This is a genomic window from Eubacterium sp. AF17-7, assembly GCF_003461285.1.
Taxonomy (GTDB): domain Bacteria; phylum Bacillota; class Clostridia; order Lachnospirales; family Lachnospiraceae; genus Eubacterium_U; species Eubacterium_U album.
This window is the reverse complement of record NZ_QTWU01000002.1, coordinates 223,640-243,666: the sequence shown is the minus strand read 5'-3', so window position 1 is coordinate 243,666 and position 20,027 is coordinate 223,640. Positions and strand designations below refer to the sequence as shown.

Genomic DNA, 20,027 nt, shown 5'->3' with positions numbered 1-20,027 from the left:
GAAAACTTTCACAAAATTAAGTTTGTTGATTTTGTTTCCTAATTATATTTCTCTCAATAAATGCTATCAAATCGCATCTAAAAAGTCAATTATGCAAGTGCTTTATTTCCTGTGTAAAGTTGATAATATTTACCCTTTTGTTCAATTAGTTCATCATGAGTTCCTCTTTCAATAATACGTCCCTGTTCAAGTACCATTATACAGTCAGAATTCTTTACAGTTGATAATCTGTGGGCGATAACAAATGTTGTTCTTCCCTTCATCAGTTTATCCATACCTTCCTGTACTAATTTTTCAGTTCGTGTATCAATTGAACTTGTAGCTTCATCCAAAATTAATACCGGTGGGTCAGCAATTGCTGCTCTTGCGATTGCCAATAACTGTCGCTGTCCCTGAGATAAGTTTGCACCATCTCCTGTTAACATCGTGTCATATCCATTAGGAAGGCTCATAATAAAATTATGTGCATTTGCCAGCTTAGCAGCAGCCTCAATTTCTTCCCGGGTAGCGTCAAGTTTACCAAAAGAAATATTTTCAGCCACAGTTCCCGTAAACAAATGTGTATCCTGTAATACAATTCCTAAAGAATGTCTCAAATCATCTTTCTTGATTTTGTTTATGTTAATACCATCATATCTGATTTTTCCATCCTGAATATCATAAAATCTATTAATAAGATTTGTGATAGTTGTTTTACCTGCACCTGTAGAGCCTACAAATGCAATCTTCTGTCCAGGTGTTGCAAACAAATCTACATTATGAAGTACAATTTTGTCATCGTTATATCCAAAGTCAACATCATCAAATACAACATCACCTTTTAACTGTTTGTATTCTACTGTTCCGTCTGCCTGGTGAATATGTTTCCATGCCCAGATTCCTGTCTTTTCTTTTGCTTCAACAAGTTTATCGCCTTCGAATTTTGCATTTACTAATGTTACATAACCATCATCTGTTTCAGGTGTTTCATCTAACAGCTTAAATATTCTGTCAGCACCCGCTAATGCCATAACAATTGCATTTACCTGCTGACTAATCTGATTTATAGGCATTGAAAAATTCTTATTAAATGTAAGGAAACTTACCAATCCACCCAATGTTAATGCATTACCTAAAAATGTAACTTTATTTATTGCTAAAAATCCACCTACAATCGCTGTCAATGCATAACTTACATTCCCAAGCTGAGCATTTATAGGTCCTAATATATTTGCAAATTTATTTGCATTATTTGCACTGTTATATAGCTGATTATTTATTTCAACAAAATCGTTAATATTTATCTCTTCATGGTTGAATACTTTAACTACTTTCTGTCCTTCCATCATTTCTTCGATAAATCCATTAACTTTACCTATATCTTTTTGCTGCTTAATAAAATATTTACCACTAAGTCCTGCTGATTTTTTTGTTGCATATAGCATAATCGCAATCATAATTAAAGTTACAATTGTTAAAGGTATACTTAATGCAACCATGCTGGCAAATACCGTAACAATTGTTATACCACTATTTAAAAACTGTGGCATACTCTGACTAATCATCTGTCTTAATGTGTCAATATCATTTGTATACATAGACATAATGTCACCATGTGAGTGGGTGTCAAAGTATTTGATTGGAAGTTTTTCCATATGTTCAAACATCTGATTTCTTAAATTTCTTAAAGTACCCTGCGTAACATAAACCATTATTCTGTTATACGCAAATGTAGATAGTGCACCTATTCCATAAAATATGGCTACTTTTACCATTGCATGCATAAGTGGTGTATAATTAGGGGCTCCGCCGGCGTTTAAAGTTTTAACCATTGGTATTATATAAATATCTATAAGATTTTTTGTAAACCATGTTCCCTGAACGTTTGCTACTACACTAACTACTATGCAAATTGCAACTATTATAAGAGCTACTCCATAAGATTTGAACAGCATACCAAATAATCGTTTCATAATAATTCCGGGATTTTCAACCTTTGGCTTTGGCCCACGGCATCTGCCACCTGGTCCGCCTTTGAATTCTTTTACCTTTTCAGCCATTACTGTTCACCTCCATTCTCATCAAAATCTCCACTTCCTTCAGTCTGAGATTCGTACACATCTTTATATATTTCATTATTCTTTAATAATTCTTCGTGAGTTCCAAATCCATTTATTTTACCATTTTCCATTACTATTATTTTGTCTGCACTTTCAATACTTGAAATACGTTGTGCAATAATAAATTTTGTAGTATTTGGAATTTCCTGCGCAAATGCTTTTCTGATTTTTGCATCAGTTGCTGTATCAACAGCACTTGTTGAGTCATCTAATATAAGAATTTTAGGTTTCTTTAACAACGCTCTTGCTATACAAATTCTTTGTTTCTGACCACCTGATACATTTGTACCACCCTGTTCAATATATGTATTGTATTTTTCAGGAAACTTTTCAATAAATTCATCTGCACACGCAAGCTTACATGCAGCTACACATTCTTCTTCAGTTGCGTTTTCATCTCCCCAACGAAGGTTATCTAAAATAGTTCCACTAAAAAGTACGTTTTTCTGTAAAACTACAGAAACCTCATTTCGCAATGTGTCTAAATCATATTCTCTTACGTCTTTTCCACCAACTAAAACTTTTCCATCATTTACATCATACAAACGGCAAATCAAGTTAACAAGACTAGTCTTAGCGCTACCTGTTCCACCTATAATACCTATTGTTTCTCCAGATTTAATATCTAAATTAATGTCTTTTAAAACATAGTTCTTACCATTTTCTTTGTATTTAAAATTAACATTGTCAAATTTTACACTTCCATCTTTTATTTCAAATATAGGATTTTGAGGGTTTGTAATGCTGCTCTTTTCGTCTAATACTTCTACAATACGTTTTGCACTTGCAGCACTCATTGTTACCATAACAAATACCATCGAAAGCATCATTAAACTCATAAGAATATTCATACAGTATGCAAGCAAACTTGTTAGTTCTCCTGTATCGAGCGTAGGATTTGCATTCACAATCATGTGTGCACCTACCCAGCTTATTAAAAGAATACATGTATACACTGTTATCTGCATTACAGGTGAATTATAAGAAATAATTGTTTCTGCTTTTACAAACATGTTATATACATTATTACTTGCCTTATGAAACTTATCTGTTTCATATTCTTCTCTTACATAAGCTTTAACTACACGAATTGCTGATACATTTTCCTGCACGCTTTCGTTTAAATCATCATATTTTCTAAAAACCTGTTTAAAATACTTATTTGCATTTAACATAATAAATACTAAAATAATTCCTAAAATTATAACTGCAATTAAATATATTGTTGCAATTCTTGGGCTTATGTAAAATGCCATTGCCATAGCACATATCATACTAAATGGTGCTCTAATACACATTCTAAGAATCATCTGATATGCATTCTGTACATTAGTAACATCCGTTGTCATTCTTGTTACAAGTCCTGATGTACTAAATTTGTCAATATTTGCAAATGAAAATGTCTGAATATTTCTAAACATTGCTTCACGCAAATTTTTAGCAAATCCTGTTGAAGCTTTTGCACCTGCAATTCCTCCACCCATTCCTGCAACAAGTCCTAATAATGCAAATACAAACATTATTACGCCCATCATTACAATATAATTAGTGTCACCTTTTCCATTATTTCCATTAATTCCATTATTAATAATTAAGCCCATAATAAATGGAATTAATGTTTCAAAAATTACTTCTCCAATCATAAAAATAGGAGTCAATATTGAAGCCGCTTTGTATTCTTTGACTTCCTTTAATAATCTTTTAATCATCTTCTCCTCCTTACTCTTTTAAATTATCAATAGCTTTGTTTAACAGTCTGTAAAATATTTCTTTTTCCTCTTCTGTAAAAGAAGCAACTACCCTGTTTTCCATAATAGTTCTGCCCCGTTCCATTTCACAGCTTATTTCTTCTGCCTTACTAGTCAGAAAGATATTCCTACATCTCCTGTTGTCTTCATCCACAACAACAGTAACCAGTCCTTTTTCCTGCATTCTTTTGAGCAAACCTATAGTTGTAGAATGCTGAATATCAAGTTCCTTGGAAATGTCTTTTTGAGTTATTTTTGTATTGGGATTATCTTCAAGAAAACGTAAAACACGCATTTGTGAAAAAGTTAGTCCAACTCTTTCAAGTTCCTGATCAAAGTTTTGCTTGAATACTTTATCAAGCTTTTTAATTAACACTCCATAATGTTCCAAATTTTCACCTCATACTAAAAAATCTTACAACATGTAGCACGCTACATATTGTAAGATTTTTTCATCTTTAAGTCAATAATTTATTTTAACAAAATTGTGAAGAAAGTATGAAATCTATTTGTTCATGTGTTTCTTCTTCGCTATTAGAGTTGTCTATAAACTCATCTGAAACACGATTAAATTCTTCTTCGGACATTTGATTCATAATAACGTTTCTTGTCTTTTCTTCACTATATCCTCTGCTATCCATCAATCTCTTAATTCTTTTTTCTAAATCACAATAAACATACCATATTTCATCGCACATTTTATCAATACCACTTCCAATTAAGATAGCTGACTCAACAATAACAAGTTGATTTGAACTATTATTGATTCTGTCAGTTATTTCCTTAATTGTTCCCGGATGAGTAATATTGTTTAATGTCTCTAATTTTTTTGCATCATTGAATACAATTTCCGCGAGTTTTTTTCTGTCTATATTATCATCTTTATCTAGGCTCTCGGGAAATTCTCGTATCACCTTATTGTATACTTCATTTCCCTTTTCCATGATTTCTTTAGCCACCTTATCAGCTTCGATTATATAAGCATTGTATTTTTCTTTTAAATATGTGAGGACTGTAGACTTTCCACAGCCCACACCACCTACTATTCCTATTATCATTTTTTGTTTCCTTATTAGATGTATATTGAATACATTTTTTATTGTTATTTATAATTTTGTATTATGAAGTAATCTTTAATGAGCTTCATTCCAGTTGTTCCCAACTTCAACCTCAACTTCTAACGCCACACGCAAATCAGCCGCATTCTTCATATTATCAACTAAAATTTGTTTTACCTGTTCCACTTCATCTTTGTAAGCTTCAACCAACAATTCATCATGAACCTGCAATACTATCTTTGATTTTAAATTTTGTTCTTTTAAAGCTTTGTCCACGTTAATCATTGCGATTTTCATAATATCTGCAGCTGTTCCCTGAATCGGTGCATTCATGGCAACTCTTTCCCCAAACGATTTTTGCATAAAATTGCCACTTTTCAATTCCGGTATCGGACGTCTTCTTCCAAATAAAGTAACTGAATAGCCTTTTTCTTTTGCACTTTCGACAGCATCATCCAAATATTTTTTTACACCCGGATAACTTACAAAATAGTCCTTGATATATTTATCAGCCTCTTTTCTACTGATTGATAAATCCTGGCTTAATCCAAATGAACTGATTCCATAAACAATTCCAAAATTTACTGCTTTAGCATTGCTTCTCTGTTCTTTAGTAACTTCATCTAAAGGTACATTAAATACCAAAGATGCTGTGCTTTGATGTATATCCTTTGCTTCTTTATAAGCATTTATCAGATTCTCATCATCTGACATATGAGCTAAAATTCTAAGTTCAATCTGAGAATAATCTGCATCTACAAACACACATCCTTCTTTTGGAACAAATACTTTTCTAACTTCTCTACCAAGTGCAGTTCTAACAGGAATGTTCTGAAGATTTGGATCAGTACTGCTGATTCTTCCTGTCGCAGTAATTGTCTGATTAAATTTGCCATGAATTCTACCATCTTCTTCTATAAACCCGGCAAGTCCATCTGCATAAGTTGATTTTAATTTTGTAACCTGTCTGTAAGATAATATTTTTTCAACAAACGGATAATCCGGCTTTAATTTTTCTAAAACATCCGCAGATGTCGAATAACCTGTTTTTGTCTTTTTGCCACCCGGAAGACCCATTTCGTTAAATAAAATTTCACCAAGCTGTTTAGGTGAATTTATTTTAAATTCATGTCCGGCCTCTTTATAAATTTCTTCTTCAAGCGTTTTAATACTTTCAGCTAGCTTATCACCATATTCTTTTAATGAATCAGCCTCAACCTTAATACCTGTTTTTTCCATATCATACAATGCATACGTCAAAGGAACCTCAATCTTTTCATATAAATCTATCATTCCTTCGTTTTCTAATTTTTCTTTTAAAGGTTCAATAGATTTATACAATACATAAGAATTATATGAAGCATATTTAGAAATATTATCTATGTTTTCTAAAACACTTTTATCCTTTTTATAATTTGCGAAAATTTCATCATATGCAGGCACTTCAAACTCTAAATAGTCTCTTGCTATATCATCATATTCGTAAGTAGATTTCAAGGGATTAAGTAAATATGCTGCAATTCCTGCATCAAATAATTTATTTTCAGTCTCCGTTTCTACAAATCTAAGATTACTTTTTATATCATTCACACTAACTTCTACAGCATTACTTACAATATAATTTAATTTTTCTTTTAAATATTCACCTGTTATAAACCCACTTACAGGAATATAGTATGTTTCATCATCACTTATAGTTATAGAAATTCCTCTGATTTCATCATTATTTAAATCGATAAACAATCCAACTTTCTTTAATTTTTGAATTTCTGACAATAGATTTTCAACTTCACCAAAATCCTCCATTATCTTAAAGTTTTCTTCAAAAGTATTTTCTGTGCTTATTGAATCAAATTTAGAAATCATGCTTTTAAATTCAAATTTCTTTACCATTGCAAGTGCTTCTTTATTAAACATATCTTCTAAAACACAATCAGATATTTTCACTTCAACAGGTACGCTTGTATTTATAGTAGCAAGTGTTTTGCTCATTTGGGCCATATCAAAATGTTCTTTTAAAGCTTCTCTGTTTCTTTTATTTTTTATATCATCTGCATGTTCAAATGCATTTTCAATAGAACCATATTCACTTATAATTGTAGTTGCACCTTTTTCTCCAATCCCCGGAACTCCTGGAATATTATCAGAAGAATCTCCCATAAGTGCCTTCACATCAATAAATTCCTTAGGTGTCACGCTGTATTTTTCTAATACCTGTGTAACATTATAATCTTCAATTTCTGTTTTTCCTTTTTTTGTTTTAGGGATTCTGATTTTAACATGTTCTGTTGCTAACTGAAGTAAATCTCTATCTCCTGAAATAACAGACACCTCAAGTCCCTGCTCTTCACCTGCTTTAGATAGTGTTCCAAGTATATCATCAGCTTCAAATCCAGCAAGTTCAGTTGTTTTAATATTCAAAGCCTTAAGCATTTCTTTCATCAAAGGTACCTGCTGTTTTAATTCAGGAAGCATTGGCTTTCTTGTACCCTTGTATTCTTTGTACATTTCATGCCTAAATGTAGGTTGATGTACATCAAATGCAACGCATAAATATTTTGGATTTTCCTCATCAATAATTTTAAACAAAATATTTAAAAAACCAAAAATAGCATTTGTATGTGTTCCTTCAGAATTTGTAAAATCAGGGACACCATAAAATGCTCTGTTTAAAATACTATGTCCATCTATTAATACTAATTTATCTCTCACTTGATTTCTCCATTTCCATCTGTTTATTTATATATATCCAATAAGAACGCCAATCAAAAATCCAATTATACATATAACTATAATGCCACATACAACAATTGATATTTTAGTTGCCCACTTTTGTTTTTTTTGTTTTGTAAACCATTCATCATAAAAACTGAATATATCTTCTAATTCCTGGTCATACCCAACATCCTCTCCACTATTGTCAGGTGCCGGTACATCACCTAAACCTCTATTAATTAAATAATATAATTCTAAATCTTCCCTACATTTTTTACAGGTTCTTGCATGTTCAATAAATTCTTCAAGTTCATCTGTATATTCAATTTTATCAAAAATAAAATCATGAATTAAATTTTGAAATTCTCTGCATTCCATACATTTATTCATAACAAGTAATTTACTTATTATTCTCCTTTTTACACAAAAATTCAACCTCTTTGCAATACCATTATAATACATCATTTACTATTACACGTCAAAGCAAAAAAGTAATTGACTTTTTTATATATCAATGTTACAATCTATTTCGTTGTATGCGGATGTGTCGGAATGGCAGACGAAGCAGACTCAAAATCTGCCGGGGTTTCCCCGTGCGGGTTCAAGTCCCGCCATCCGCATTATATAAAAGGCACAAGATATATCTTGTGCCTTTTTGTTATGCACAATGAGTCAAATACTATCAGCCTTTTGCTTGCAAAAAAGGCTGATAGTATTTGACGAATGTATAATCACTGAGAAGCAGCGTAGCGGATTCGAAGTGTTATTCATGGCAAAGCCATGTGCATAACAAAAATTATAATATGTCAGGCTTTTTGCCTTTTGCTTGCAAAAAAGGCTGATAGTATTTGACGAATGTATAATCACTGAGAAGTAGCGTAGCGGATTCGAAGTGTTATTTATGGCAAAGCCATGTGCATAAATAAAATTGCCAGCTTTATATTTTTTTAAGCTGGCAATTTATATTTACATTATTTAATTTCAACTAATGAATACGAATCTCCAGATACATTTGCTCTAAAACATGCCCCTGTGTCGCATGAAATTGCGTATGTATCTTCTTTTGTTATTGAACCTGAATCAGATTCTATTGAAAACGAAACAATATAGTAGTTCTTTTTTTCTACTTTGGCAATACTCTTATACGTAAAGTAAGCTACATCGCCATTTTTATACTCACCATATTCATTTTCCATTGTTTTATTTTTTACAAGAATTGTTGTAAGCATGCTTACTGCCTGATCATATGAATATTCATATACTTCTTCGTAATCATAAACTCTTGTTACAACTTTACTGTATATTCCTTCAGAATTCATTGCAATAAATGAAAATACTGTGTTTCCTTTTGGCATCTTAATTTCTTTTGTATATTCTGTTGATTTAGAATCAGGAATACTTCCATCTTTAGTATAATATATTTTGCAATCTGCATCGGCAGTTACCGTTATTTTCTTCTGAGTATCATAAACTCCGCTATCAATGCTTACCACAGGCATATTTACTGTAGGAAACTCTAATCTATATCTGGCAGTCAATTCTTTACTACTCTTTCCATTTGAATCAATAGAAATAGCTTTAATAGTATAAGTACCCTGTTTTTCAAATTTAATTGGCGTGGAATACTTTGTACTATCTTCTGATGGTTCTGAACCATCGAGAGTATAATATATATCCAAATTATTAGATACATGTAATGATATTTCTATCGGCTTGCTATATGTTCCTGTTTCCACACTTGGATTTGGAATTGTTCCATCAAAATTAGACAATTTTTCTTTAATGGAATAATCTTCAACCGAATCAATTAATTTATCAATTTTATCACTCATATCATTATTTTGATACAAAATAATCAACGCTTCATAATATGATATTTCTTTTGGGTTTAATGAAATAAGTTTCTCAAGAACACTAATTTCTTCATCGGCATATTCACCCATATATTCATAGCAATGCCATAATTTTTCATATACAGACACTCTTTCTGAATTATTTATTGCGTGATTAGATGCACTATTATATTGAGTCGCTGCAGCTGCATAGTTTTTAGCATCGTAATAATCGTTTCCTGCTTTATAATACTTATTAAACTTTTCTTCATTTTTTGATCTTGTAAACAGCACAACAGAAACAACTATTACAGCTGCAAATAATATTCCTAATATTGTTAATATAATTATATTCTTTTTGCTTTTCTTTTTAGGCTTTTTATTTACACTTTGATAAGATGGTTCATCGTTCTTAATTCTCGATTTCTGATTGTCAAATCTACTTATCTGAGGCTCTTTTTTCTTTTCATTTTCTTCAAAAGTATTCTCTTCAAAATCAATCGGTTTTCTATTAATCGGGGTTTCCATTACATCTTTTTTATGTAAATCAATATTGGTCTTTGTTGCATTTAAATCTGGACTAATCCCGCTTACTATTCTGGTTGCAGAGAGATCATCATTATTCAAATCAATATTATTGACGGTCTCATTGTCACCATTTGAATATAACGGTGCTCCACAAACAACACAAAAAGATTGATCACTTTCGCATTTTGCTCCACATTTTGGACAATTCATAATTACATCTCCTTCTTAATTATGGATTTTACTTGAATATATCATAATTACCATTTCTTTGTAAACATATACTCTATTCATCTCTCTGTGAATATACACATCCACAGTAATTTTGTCGATATAAATCATACTCTTTCGACAACTCTATCGATCTTTTATAACCCTCTTTCTTCTTGAAGTCTGAAAACAAATATGGAATTTTATATTCTATCGACAGTTTTTCTCCAATAGAATTTAATTTTTCTGAGTTTTTTAATGGGCTAATGGATAAAGTTGTTGTAAAGAAATCAAAGTTCTTTTCTGATGCATACTTTGCAGCCTTTCTTAGGCGAAGTTCATAACATCTAAAGCATCTTTCTCCTCCCTCTTTACATTCTTCATATCCTTTTGCAATATCATAAAATTCTCCATCGTCATATTCCATAATCTCCAAATCTACTTCATTAACTAATGGCATTTCTTTAATAAGTCTCTCTAATTCTGAGGCTCTATAATCATATTCCTTCTTTGTTGATATATTAGGATTATAAAACAAGACTGTAATCAAAAAATAATTTGATAAATATTCAAGAACATAACTGCTACATGGTGCACAACATGCATGAAGTAACAATTTAGGTTTTTCATTATTTTTTACAATTCCATTAATTGTTTTCTCTAATTCCTTTTGATAATTTATTTTATTCATTTACATATAAAGAGGCCTCTGCGGATGCAAATGCCTCTACTTCCTTATAAATATTTTTTATTTCCCCATAAATTTTGTCTTTTCAACTCAAGATACTCATTATATCCTTTTTCAAGTATCTGCTTTTCATTAGGAAATTTCAGCAAATGATAAGCTTCTATAAACTTATAGTATCCTGAATCAAGAAAATATTCTTCTCTTTGTGGCCTGCTGTAGTAACTATCCGCCATCATTAAATACCAATGAACTTCTTTATGAACTGTATCGCCTGGTATGTTAAAATTATATTCGCTTTTTCCGATATACTTAACAATATGTGCATTAACTCCTGTTTCTTCACACACTTCACGCAATGCAGTCTGTTTATACTCTTCTCCCTGTTCAACCGTACCTTTTGGCAAAACCCATCCTTCATATCGATTCTTATAATTCTTATATAAAGTTAATATTTTGCCACGAAATATTACAACACCACCACAACTTACTGCTTTCTGCATAACAATCCTCCTGTAAGTCAATATGTTTATGGTGTTCATATGCTTGAGAGTTGCCTAAACGCATCTAACGTATGTAAAGATCATATACAAAATTATCATCAATACATATCAAACATTCATACTTTAGTATACAAAATCTTATCTGGTATTTCAATAAAACATTGTTATTAAATTATTATTCAACAAAATTATATGATCTTGGAACGGGTCACAAGAGCTTTCACCCACTTATGAGCAGGTTCATGTAGGATTAAACCTTTTGACTCTGGCATCATTTATTATAATGACACACATTACTCAAAATAATCATCGAATATTGCTTTTACACATTTTACTGCTGAATCGCTTCCTTCAGGCATGTCTTCAATTACAACTGCAATGGCAATTTTTTTACCATCTTTTTCTCCGTATCCGACAAACCACGAATTTACATTATTATTCTTATCTATTTCAGCAGTTCCTGTTTTACCATACGCTGTATATTTTGAATATGCCATGATTTTACCAGTTCCATATTCAACAACGGCTCTCATATATTTCTGGAGCTGCTTTGCTTCTTTTTTAGTCATTAATCTGGCATATTCTTCATTCTCTGTCTTTGTAACTACAGATTTATCACTTGATTCTATTTTATCAACAAGATATGGCTTCATCAATTTTCCATTATTAGCTATTGATGAAGCTATCATGGCCATATGAATTGGTGTAACTAATGTAGTTCCCTGACCTATACTTGTCTGCATTATGTCAAATGTAGTTGATTCATTTGACAAATTAAATTCACTCTTGTTATATTCAATTTCAATAGGTAATTTTTCATTAAATAACAATCCTTTTGCTGTGCTTGCAAACTTTGTCATATCAAGTTCAGTTCCAATAGTTGAAAAAGCACTGTTACATGAATATGCAAATGCGTCAATCAATTCTTCACTATAATGTGCATGTCCATCAAAGCATTTGATAGATACATTATTTATAGTTGTACTACCCTTACAATTAAAATGAAAATCATTATAATTTTTATTTTCACGCATATATTCTAATGTTGTAACAATTTTAAATATTGAACCCGGTGTATATTTTCCCTGAGTAGCTCTATTAACAAGTCTGCTATCGCTTGTATCTTTTGCCAGTTTATCCCAAATATCATCAATTGTATTCGGATTATAATTTGGCTTCGAAGTCATAGCTTTGATTGCTCCACTCTCTGGATCAATGATAACTACAGCTCCCTTATTTTTACCCAAACTATCAGTAGCACTTTTTTGCAAAGAAACATCTAATGTTGTATATACATCATTTCCTTTTTCTTTTACATTCATAAAATCGTCGACTATTTTTTGAATAGGACTGACATTTGTACTTAAAAGCTCGTAATTGTAAACTTTCTCTAAACCTGATTTTCCATGATTTTTTATTCCGATTACATGAGAAAATAATTCATCATATGGATATTCTCTGGTTTCATTACCTGCATCATCAGTTTTAGTATATGCAAGTTTATCTCCATCAGCGCTAAATATAGTTCCTCTTACTACAGTTTCAGCATATCCATCAATTCTTTTATTATAATCGTTATTTACAACATCATGACTCTCTACAACAAGAAAATACACATAATATCCTATCATTACAAAGAAAATAAGTGCAAAAATTATCGTTGTAGTCATAATTTCACTATTTAATTTTTTTCTTTTTTTTCTTTCCGACTTTTCCAATTTCGCCTGTTCTTTCAAGCTGTCGTATTCTCTCTGTCTGTCTCTGTTCATTGACTAATCCTTCCGTTGGAATTCTTCGCGTTACGTTTCTTTTTACTTTAGTTCCCACAATTGCTAAACCTTGCATAATTGCAAACACAAATAATGTACTTAGTATTGAACTACCACCACTACTTACTAAAGGTAAAGTTACACCTGTTGATGGAATCATTTTAAGTGCACCACCTATTGTAAGAAATACCTGTACTGCATAGCCTACACCAAGACCTACACACACAAGTTTATTAAACATATTTGCCTGTTCCATCGCAATTTTCAAAAATGCAATAAAACAACTAAAACAAACTAAAATTAAAAGCATTGCAAATAGACCGCCAAATTCTTCTGCTATAGCAGAAAAGATGAAGTCCTCAGTAACTACAGGAATATATTTAGGCGAGCCCTCATACAATCCAGTTCCCATAAATCCACCACTTCCAATAGCAAATAATGACTGTGCAACCTGATAGCCTGCATTATCTATAACTGACCATGGATCTCTCCATGCAATAAATCTCTCCTGCACATGTGAAAAAAGATGATACGCTATTACCGAAGCACCTGATAGCCCTCCGGCTCCTAAAAACAAATATATAATATTTCTTGTTGAAACAAATAGCATAAATAAATAAATCATAAAAAAGATTAAAGCACTTCCTAAATCTGTTGAAGCTACTAAAATCAAAACATATATAGCTGCTAAAACTGCAGAAATACACACGTCTTTAAATTTATTATGTTCAGCCAAATAACCTGCAAGAAAAAATACAAAGATAATTTTAACAAATTCTGATGGTTGGAATTTAAAATTTCCAATTTCAATTGCAAGTTTTGCTCCATAATCTTCATCTCCAAGGAACAAAACTGCTATAAGAGCTGCTATTCCAACGAAACAATATACCCATGTCAGATATTTCCATAATTGGAATTTACTCATCAAAAATGGAACAATAAGAGATGCCATTGTCACAACGGCAACAATAATGAACTGTCTGACACTTGTTTCAAAATTAAGTCGTGCAAGCATGATAAATCCAATAGATAAAAGCATACACATATTGCTTAATACCGCTCTGCTTATATTAGAATAAATTATTGGAAAAATACCTAATACTATTACTAAATAGCATAACTGTGCTCCCGCTAATATAACTGTAAAATTAGAGGGATTTTTCAAATATACAACGGATATTCCCAAAACATAAACAATAAATATTATTGCATTCTGTCTGTGAAATATTCTTGCTGTCTTTCTTTCTTTTCTTGTTTTTAATGCACTAAAACATTCCCATGTATATACCGCCATTAGTAACACAAAAATATATTTAGCTGCAGTAACGTACAAAGTTTCCATATCTTATCTCCGGTTATAACACTCCTCTGTTAAAATGTCCTCTTGTTATTTCACTATTATTTTCAAATAACAAATCATATTCTTTATTATCTATATGTTCAATCATATTTTTAATTTGTTTTTTTGATTCGAATGTAAAAGAATATCTTATACTGTTTAACTTTAGTTTATCAATTTTATTATTATAATCAATCAATGAAAGCGGCTTACAATTATATATAAGATTATAGCAATAATCGCAAACGCATTTCACCTTAAAATATTCACTCTTTCTATCTTTTAAACTGTAAATCTCTTTTGACTTTTGACACATATCACAACTTTTAGCAATGCAATTTACAGTTGTCATTACAGGCATATAACCATATATAATCATTTCCTGACCGCTACATCCCATATCAAACATTTCTTTATAATTCAATTCTACAGGAACAGTATATGTTATATCATCTGTTTTACGGATAAATTGTTGTGAAAAACTATTCATAACGTATACATTATAATCAAAAATATAATTTTTTACCATATCTATATTTTTAAGCCAGAAATATTCCTCCATATTTCTAATTAATGCACCATCAAATTTATTTAACATTCCTATATATTCTTTTGAAAAATAAGCCTTGTCTTTTTCCCTGAATATATATGGCATTGCTATATATATCTGTTTAGTTTTGTTGTTTACTACTTCTTCAATTTCCTGTCTTGTAAATTCTGATGCTTCTATATATATTCTTGATATTCTATTCCATTTTTCAATAGTTTTATACTGTTCAAAATTAGAAACCAACGCTGTCTCTAGTTTTTTATCATTACATATTATTGTATTTTTCTCTACATTTTCATATGGTAAAGCATTATTTCTTTTATATCTGTCAATAATGCTTTTTGTCATTTCATCAATCAGTTTTCTCTTTAATTGATTTATTTTACCAATGGTTACAAATAAATTGTCATCGATATAAGTTTCTATTTTTTCAACTTTAAATGGTGTATTTCCAAGCTTTGCCATTTTTTCATTTACCATATCAGAAGTTGTAGGTAGTTTTTTTGCTTCATCAGGCAAATCTTCATATACGGTAACAACATTTTCACCACATATTCCAACAGCTTCCATTGGAGAATCTTTTTTTATTGTAACAAATATATCTATATTTTTTCTTAAGTTAGTATTAATATATTTGTTCTGAATTTCCTTTATTAAACCTTCATTAGCTGCTCTGAAATCAGGTTTAGAAAATGTAATCATTTCTTTACCGTTATATGTTTTATAATAACTCTCACTAAATCCTTTTCTATTAAAAAGGTCATTCAATTTCTTTATATCATTATTATCTACTTTATATTTTTTTCGACCAAACTGTAAATATAAGTCAATATATTTTCTATAAATACTTACAACTCCTGCCGTGTATTCAGGCTTCTTCATTCTTCCTTCGATTTTAAGAGAATAAACACCTGATTCAATAATATCCGGCAATATTTTCAATGTGCAAATATCCTTAGGACTTAATACATACTTTGAATCTCCCGGATTAAGCACTTTACCATTCTTTACAACATCATATTCCATTCTACATGGCTGGGCACATCTTCCCCTGTTTCCACTTCTACCGCCAATGTAACTACTTAAAAGGCACTGGCCTGAATAACAATAACATAAAGCACCATGTACAAAACTCTCGATTTCTATATCACAATTTTCTTTAATTTTTTTAATTTCCGGAATTGATAGTTCTCTTGGAGTAACAATTCTTGTTACCCCTTTATTTTTCAACTCTTTTACAGTGAGTTCACCTAATATTGTCATCTGTGTACTGGCATGAACATGTAACTGTGGGAAATATTTTCTTACAAATTCCAAAACTCCATAATCCTGAACTATAACTGCATCTAAGCCATGAACATATAATGGTTCAAGATAATCATAAAGTTCTTTTTTTATTTCATTCTCCTTAAGCAGTGTATTTATTGTCAAATATATCTTTCTGCCATGCAAATGAGCGTAATCGATTACGGACTTTAATTGTTCAATAGTTAAATTGTCCGCATTTGCCCTTGCTCCAAATTTTTCACCACCGGTATAAACTGCATCTGCCCCTGCATTAAGTGCCGCAATAACAGTTTCATATGAACCACCTGGTGCTAAAAGTTCTACTTTCATTATTCCTCCGGTCGTTAACTGCTTTAAACTTAAAAAAGACCGGCTACAGGTCTTTTTTATTGTTTCCCAGTCACAATAACTTATTAAGCTTATATTATATGTGCTTTTGTTATTTCTTATTTTTTAATTCTGTCTGCAATTTTACTATTTCTTTCTGAAGTTCGATATTCTTATCTTTTGCTTCCTGAAGCTGTGCCTCTAACGATTCAATCTTCATATCTGCTGTAATTAAATCATGTTTTAAATCATAATTTTCTTTATCTTTTTCTTCTATCTCTACCTGAAGAAAATCAGCCTGCTTCTTTGCCTTAAAATAGTCATCTGCAATGTTAATTTCTAATAAAGTCTTCTGTGTATCAATTTTCTGTCTACGATAGGCATCATCCTGCTTAAATTCTAATATTTTACTACTAATATATGTAGCAAGTTTCTGTAAATAAGCTTCGCTTTCAAATCCGCCTATAGTATATATCTTTCCATCTATTATCACGTCAATTACATTCTTCGCTGACATATGTACTCTCCTCATTGTATTCAAGTATAAACTACGTTAATTTTATCACAATTTTTTACAAATACAACCATTTATTGTTTTATCCCTAAATGCTCATAAGCGATAGGTGTTGCAATTCTTCCTCTAGGAGTACGTTGTATAAGACCATTCTGAATTAAATATGGTTCATATACATCCTCTAAAGTTCCTGAATCCTCACCAATTGAGGCCGCCAAAGTATCAAGTCCTACAGGTCCTCCTGCAAATTTATAAATAATTGTTTCAAGTATTGTTCTATCCCCTTTATCTAATCCAATCTTATCTACATCCAAAAGATTCAGTGCATAATCTGCAACCTCTTTTGTAATATGTCCGTTATATTTAATTTGTGCAAAATCTCTCACTCTTTTTAAAAGTCTGTTAGCAAGTCTAGGGGTTCCTCTTGAACGTCTTGCCATTTCAACTGCACCATCCTCATCAATTTCCACATTTAATACTTTAGCTGAACGTGTAATGATTGTCTTTAATTCATCAACTGTATAAAACTCAAGCCTGTTAATTACACCAAATCTATCTCTAAGTGGTGCAGTAAGTAAACCTGCTCTGGTAGTTGCACCAACTAAAGTAAATCTAGGCAAATCAAGTCTTATTGAACGTGCTGTTGTACCTTTTCCTATCATTATATCTATTGCAAAGTCTTCCATTGCAGGATAAAGTACTTCCTCTACCTGTCTATTCAATCTGTGAATTTCATCTATAAAAAGCACATCACCTTCGCCTAAGTTATTTAATATTGCTGCCATTTCGCCGGGCTTTTCAATGGCAGGTCCAGATGTAACTTTAAGATTTACTCCCATCTCGTTAGCAATTATCGATGCCAATGTTGTCTTTCCTAAACCGGGTGGTCCGTAAAACAAAATATGGTCTAAAGATTCACCTCTTGCTTTCGCAGCTTCTATATAAACTTTTAAATTAGTTTTAATTTTTTCCTGACCTATATATTCATCTAATTCCTGAGGCCTTAGCGTCTTTTCTATAGCAATATCTTCATATTCAGGTTCAGTAGTAATTATTCTTCTGGACATTACTCTACTCCTTTTTCACATAATTCTACATTCATTAGTAAATCTTTTTTAATGCCATTTTAATTACGTTTTCTACGTCTAGTTCTTCTATATTATCAATACTCTTAACTGCCCTATAAGCATCTGCCTGTGAATAGCCAAGTGCTACAAGTGCCATAACTGCTTCTGACATTGAATTATTATCATTAACTTGAAAGTTTGCATCTAATTTAGGCTCAAGTACATCTTCTAAATTTAATTTATCCTTTAGCTCAATAATAACTTTTTGTGCTGTCTTTGCACCAATTCCAGGAGCCTTTGAAATAGCTTTTGCATCTTCTGAAATAACGGCAACCCTCAAGTCATCCGTAGTAATTGTAGATAAGACGGCAAGTCCTCCTTTTGGTCCTATTCCATTTACGGTAATAAGCAATTTAAATACTTCTAAATCGTCTCTTGTAAGGAAACCAAACAATTGCATTGCATCTTCTCTTACATTCAAATATGTAAACACTCTTACTGTTTCATCCACATTCAATGTATCTATCTGAGATGCCGGCATAAAAACGTTATACCCAACACCATTATTATTCACAACAACCTTATCTACATCAATATATTCAATAATTCCTTCAACAAATCCTATCACTGTATATCTCCTTTATTATTGTAAAATTTATCTATTCTATCAAGGACCAATCTGCTTACTATACCTATTATTGCACCTGTAACAGCACCAGTTAAAATTAAAATAGGTAAATATCCAAAAATATAATAATTATCAACTACAAATGATGCGACAACAATCTGTCCTATGTTATGAAAAATTCCGCCAAACATACTTACTATCATAATTGAAAATTTATTAGTTTTCTTCATTATCACCATAACTATCATGCTTAAAGTTGCACCTGCTAATGCGAAAAAAATGCTAAACAAATTTCCAAACATAAATCCTACTATTAATATTCTGACAAAATTACATACGGCCGCTTCTTTTGTTCCTTCCAAATAAAGTACTATTATAATAGCTAAATTAGCAAGTCCTATTTTCATTCCCGGGATGCCTAAAACAGGAATGCATGACTCAACATAACTTAAAATAACAGCAAAAGCAACAAACATTCCTAACAAAGGTACTTTCTTACTCATGTCATTCTCCTACCTGGCAATTACATCTACTTCTGATTTATCATCTGAAACTATAGTAACTTCTACCTTATGTGGAAGACAAATTAATGTCTGTCCATCTTTACTGATAGTTCCCATATTAACACATGTCTGATTACTACAATCCGACTCTTTTATCTTTGCTTTTTTATCTTTAATCCGAATAATATTATATCCGTTATCAACATTAACTTTATATTCCTGATTTTTGTTTAAATCAAGCTTTTTCTCTATCTTTCCATCTACATATATAACAACTGTATCCGCTTCATCGTTTCTTAACAAATTTACCGTAATATAACTTATAATTACAATTACAGCAACACAAATAATAGCTATAATATCATATTTTTTTAACTTCATTATCACACCAAAATTGAGAGTTTTTGACCCCGACATCATTTATTAGTTTCATTAATTTATATATTTTTATATAAATCAGAACAAACGTTTACCTATAGAATGATAACATAATTATATTTTTTATACAATCAGTATTTTCTGCTAATTTATAAAATAAAATGTGTTATAATAAGCGATAGTTATATATTAAGATGCCAAAGCAAAATGGTCTAAGTTCACATAAGTTTGCTTATAATTGGGCAAAAAAATTTTAACCACGACATCATACTAAACGATATATGAATATG

Annotated in this window: 17 protein-coding genes and 1 tRNA gene; 1 reads left to right on the top strand and 17 read right to left on the bottom strand. The window is 31.1% G+C overall.

Annotation, left to right across the window (positions count from 1 at the left end):
- Nucleotides 1-89: 89 nt before the first annotated feature.
- The 6 genes from DWW96_RS04345 to DWW96_RS04320 form a co-directional block, all read right to left on the bottom strand.
- The gene (locus DWW96_RS04345; RefSeq protein ID WP_022089560.1) at nucleotides 90-2,039 is read right to left on the bottom strand and encodes an ABC transporter ATP-binding protein; all 1,950 of its coding nucleotides are present in this window, start codon (nucleotides 2,037-2,039) and stop codon (nucleotides 90-92) included.
- Nucleotides 2,039-3,808 (bottom strand): ABC transporter ATP-binding protein, encoded by a 1,770-nt coding sequence (locus tag DWW96_RS04340; protein ID WP_022089559.1) that lies wholly within the window; start codon nucleotides 3,806-3,808, stop codon nucleotides 2,039-2,041. Before DWW96_RS04340 ends, DWW96_RS04345 begins: the two co-directional genes overlap by 1 nt.
- Before the next feature lie 10 nt (nucleotides 3,809-3,818).
- Nucleotides 3,819-4,238 carry a MarR family transcriptional regulator gene (locus DWW96_RS04335; RefSeq protein ID WP_022089558.1) on the bottom strand — a complete coding sequence of 140 codons (420 nt, stop codon included), beginning with the start codon at nucleotides 4,236-4,238 and terminating at the stop codon, nucleotides 3,819-3,821.
- 85 nt (nucleotides 4,239-4,323) lie between these two features.
- Entirely contained in the window at nucleotides 4,324-4,905 is a 582-nt protein-coding gene (gene coaE / locus DWW96_RS04330; RefSeq protein ID WP_117909338.1) for a dephospho-CoA kinase, read from the bottom strand.
- 75 nt (nucleotides 4,906-4,980) lie between these two features.
- A complete protein-coding gene (gene polA / locus DWW96_RS04325) occupies nucleotides 4,981-7,617 on the bottom strand; it encodes a DNA polymerase I (RefSeq protein WP_117909336.1) in 2,637 nt (878 codons plus the stop codon).
- Nucleotides 7,618-7,644: 27 nt separating this feature from the next.
- Nucleotides 7,645-8,010 carry a zf-HC2 domain-containing protein gene (locus DWW96_RS04320; protein ID WP_158562646.1) on the bottom strand — a complete coding sequence of 122 codons (366 nt, stop codon included), beginning with the start codon at nucleotides 8,008-8,010 and terminating at the stop codon, nucleotides 7,645-7,647.
- A gap of 148 nt (nucleotides 8,011-8,158) precedes the next feature.
- Here DWW96_RS04320 and DWW96_RS04315 point away from each other — a divergent pair.
- Nucleotides 8,159-8,240: transfer RNA gene (locus DWW96_RS04315), tRNA-Leu, on the top strand.
- A 351-nt stretch (nucleotides 8,241-8,591) separates the two neighbouring features.
- Here DWW96_RS04315 and DWW96_RS04310 read toward each other — a convergent pair.
- From DWW96_RS04310 to DWW96_RS04260, 11 genes are all read right to left on the bottom strand, one after another.
- Complete coding sequence (locus tag DWW96_RS04310; protein ID WP_022089554.1) at nucleotides 8,592-10,190, bottom strand: chitobiase/beta-hexosaminidase C-terminal domain-containing protein; 1,599 nt, start codon at nucleotides 10,188-10,190, stop codon at nucleotides 8,592-8,594.
- Between the two features lie 73 nt (nucleotides 10,191-10,263).
- The gene (locus DWW96_RS04305) at nucleotides 10,264-10,878 is read right to left on the bottom strand and encodes an epoxyqueuosine reductase QueH (protein WP_022089553.1); all 615 of its coding nucleotides are present in this window, start codon (nucleotides 10,876-10,878) and stop codon (nucleotides 10,264-10,266) included.
- Between the two features lie 44 nt (nucleotides 10,879-10,922).
- Complete coding sequence (locus DWW96_RS04300; RefSeq protein ID WP_022089552.1) at nucleotides 10,923-11,375, bottom strand: NUDIX hydrolase; 453 nt, start codon at nucleotides 11,373-11,375, stop codon at nucleotides 10,923-10,925.
- A gap of 293 nt (nucleotides 11,376-11,668) precedes the next feature.
- Nucleotides 11,669-13,144: a penicillin-binding transpeptidase domain-containing protein gene (locus tag DWW96_RS04295; RefSeq protein ID WP_117909334.1), complete on the bottom strand. Its 1,476-nt coding sequence runs from the start codon at nucleotides 13,142-13,144 to the stop codon at nucleotides 11,669-11,671.
- Nucleotides 13,053-14,486: an FtsW/RodA/SpoVE family cell cycle protein gene (locus DWW96_RS04290; protein WP_022089550.1), complete on the bottom strand. Its 1,434-nt coding sequence runs from the start codon at nucleotides 14,484-14,486 to the stop codon at nucleotides 13,053-13,055. The genes DWW96_RS04295 and DWW96_RS04290 overlap by 92 nt, the downstream gene beginning before the upstream one ends.
- Nucleotides 14,487-14,499: 13 nt before the next feature.
- Nucleotides 14,500-16,650, bottom strand: a complete 2,151-nt coding sequence (locus DWW96_RS04285; RefSeq protein WP_117909332.1) for a U32 family peptidase — start codon at nucleotides 16,648-16,650, stop codon at nucleotides 14,500-14,502.
- Nucleotides 16,651-16,759: 109 nt separating this feature from the next.
- Nucleotides 16,760-17,164 carry a cell division protein ZapA gene (gene zapA / locus DWW96_RS04280; RefSeq protein ID WP_022089548.1) on the bottom strand — a complete coding sequence of 135 codons (405 nt, stop codon included), beginning with the start codon at nucleotides 17,162-17,164 and terminating at the stop codon, nucleotides 16,760-16,762.
- 71 nt (nucleotides 17,165-17,235) lie between these two features.
- On the bottom strand, nucleotides 17,236-18,228 hold the full coding sequence (gene ruvB, locus DWW96_RS04275) for a Holliday junction branch migration DNA helicase RuvB (protein WP_117909330.1): 993 nt from the start codon (nucleotides 18,226-18,228) through the stop codon (nucleotides 17,236-17,238).
- Nucleotides 18,229-18,262: 34 nt separating this feature from the next.
- Nucleotides 18,263-18,856, bottom strand: a complete 594-nt coding sequence (ruvA, locus tag DWW96_RS04270; protein WP_117909328.1) for a Holliday junction branch migration protein RuvA — start codon at nucleotides 18,854-18,856, stop codon at nucleotides 18,263-18,265.
- Entirely contained in the window at nucleotides 18,853-19,359 is a 507-nt protein-coding gene (locus DWW96_RS04265; protein ID WP_022089545.1) for a Gx transporter family protein, read from the bottom strand. Before DWW96_RS04265 ends, ruvA begins: the two co-directional genes overlap by 4 nt.
- Before the next feature lie 9 nt (nucleotides 19,360-19,368).
- A complete protein-coding gene (locus DWW96_RS04260) occupies nucleotides 19,369-19,740 on the bottom strand; it encodes a NusG domain II-containing protein (protein WP_158562645.1) in 372 nt (123 codons plus the stop codon).
- Nucleotides 19,741-20,027: the final 287 nt, after the last annotated feature.